The following is a 1,803-nucleotide window of genomic DNA, read 5'->3' as shown; positions in this document are numbered from 1 at the left end:
CTGCTACTCGCCGCCAGCCGGCGCATGGTCGTCGCCACCGGGATCGCGAACCTGTGGGCCCGCGATGCGACCGCCATGGTCAACGCCCAGCGCACCCTGACCGAAGGATTTCCCGACCGTTTCCTGCTCGGTATCGGCGTCAGCCACACCCCCGCCATCGCCCACCGCGGCCACCACGGCCACCAGATGGCCAGCCCGCTCCAGGTCACCCGCGACTACCTCACGGCCATGGACGCCGCCCCCTACTACGGCGCCCCACCCGCCACCGGTCTGCACCGCATCCTCGCGGCCCTCGGACCGAAGATGCTCAGGCTGGCCGCCGAACTCACCGGCGGCACACACACCTACACCGTTCCCGTCGAACACACGGAATTCGCCCGCCGCCACCTCGGCGAAGGACCCCTTCTGATCCCCGAACAGAAAGTCGTCCTCGTCACCGACCCCGGCGACGCCCGCCGCATCGCCCGCGCCAACGTCAGCCGCGTCATCCGCCTCCCCAACTACGCCAACAACCTGCGCCGACACGGCTTCACCGACGACGACCTCGCCGGCCAGGGCAGCGACCGCCTCATCGACGCCCTCGTCGCCTGGGGCACCCTCGACGACATCCACCGCAGAGTCAAAGACCACCTCGATGCCGGCGCGGACCACGTCGCCCTCCAGGTCCTGACCGCCGACCCGACAACACTCCCCCGTCGGGAATGGGGCGAACTCGCCGCACTGATCCACTAGACGAGTACGCGCGCCCGACAACACGAGCGTGGATCAAGGAACAGAGCTGGGGTTCGGCCTCGTGGCACCCTTCGACCTGGCCAAACGGTGCCTGCTGTCGAACAATCCCTGTGGACGGTGCAGGAACCCGCACGGTTCCTGCACATTCCCGGGAACATCGTCTCCAGGACGAGCCGCAGTCCGTCCAACGTCAGCCTCTCTTGAATGCCTCCCGGCGCAGCATCTGGAACAGTGTGGGAGCGCCCTCGAGCGTTGTCACTGCGACCGCCTTACGCACGAACCGGGCATTTCCCGCCTGCTCGAGCAAGCTCGCGGCGAGGTCGGCGCGGCTGGTGAATACGCCCGGCGCCTGATCCTCGTGAAGCTCGTACCTCGTCACCCCGACAGCATCGAACAGGCCCGACGGGCGCATGATCGTCCACTCCAGGTCGCTGGCGCGGACGAGTTCCTCCATGAGCCGCATGTCCGCGTACGTCGTCTTGCCAATCGTCGCAGTGAGCAACGGCTGCATGACTCGGTTCAGCAGGAAACCGCCGTCAGCATGGTAGTGCGGCTCGGTGGCACTCGAGCTGACCACGACCAGTCGCTTGATCCCGTGCTTGGCCATCGCGGCGACGATGGTGCGCACGCCGTCGCTGTAGACGCTGATCGGCTTGCGCGTGAAGGGCACACCGAGCGTCGACAGCACGACATGTGCCCCGTCGATCGCGCGATCAACGGCCGGCGCGTCATGTACGTCTGCCTCCACGACGTCCAGTCCTTCGTGCGTGACAGGGAAATCGGCCGGCCGCCTGGTCACCGCTACGACGTCGTGGCGGGCGGTTAGCGCCTGCTCCGTCAGCAGTCGGCCGGTCGACCCGTTGGCCCCGAAGACGACGATCCTCATGGTTACGCTCCTCCTGACCCTCGGGCGCGGGTCGCGATCTAGTACTACGAATCTCGTATGGTACGAAAACGATAGCATAACGTGGGGAGGTCAGGGGGCTTGACAGCGCGAGGTGTTGACGGATCGGCGTCTGGCGAGGGAGGACGAACCCGGAGCCGGCGGATCGCCGAGGCCAAGCTGAGCCT

At 67.1% G+C, this 1,803-nt stretch carries 2 protein-coding genes; one reads left to right on the top strand and one right to left on the bottom strand.

Annotated elements, in window-relative coordinates; genetic code table 11:
• Positions 1 to 732: TIGR03620 family F420-dependent LLM class oxidoreductase (locus tag U9977_RS14335; protein WP_322749746.1), on the top strand; the 732-nt coding region annotated here is incomplete at its 5' end.
• Between the two features lie 190 nt (positions 733 to 922).
• Here U9977_RS14335 and U9977_RS14330 read toward each other — a convergent pair.
• Positions 923 to 1,618: an NAD(P)-dependent oxidoreductase gene (locus tag U9977_RS14330; protein ID WP_322749745.1), complete on the bottom strand. Its 696-nt coding sequence runs from the start codon at positions 1,616 to 1,618 to the stop codon at positions 923 to 925.
• Between the last annotated feature and the right edge of the window lie 185 nt (positions 1,619 to 1,803).

The organism is Protofrankia sp. Cas8, assembly GCF_963555845.1.
Classification (GTDB): domain Bacteria; phylum Actinomycetota; class Actinomycetes; order Frankiales; family Frankiaceae; genus Protofrankia.
Note: the sequence above shows the minus strand (reverse complement) of the source record. Positions and strands in the feature narration are given on the sequence as shown.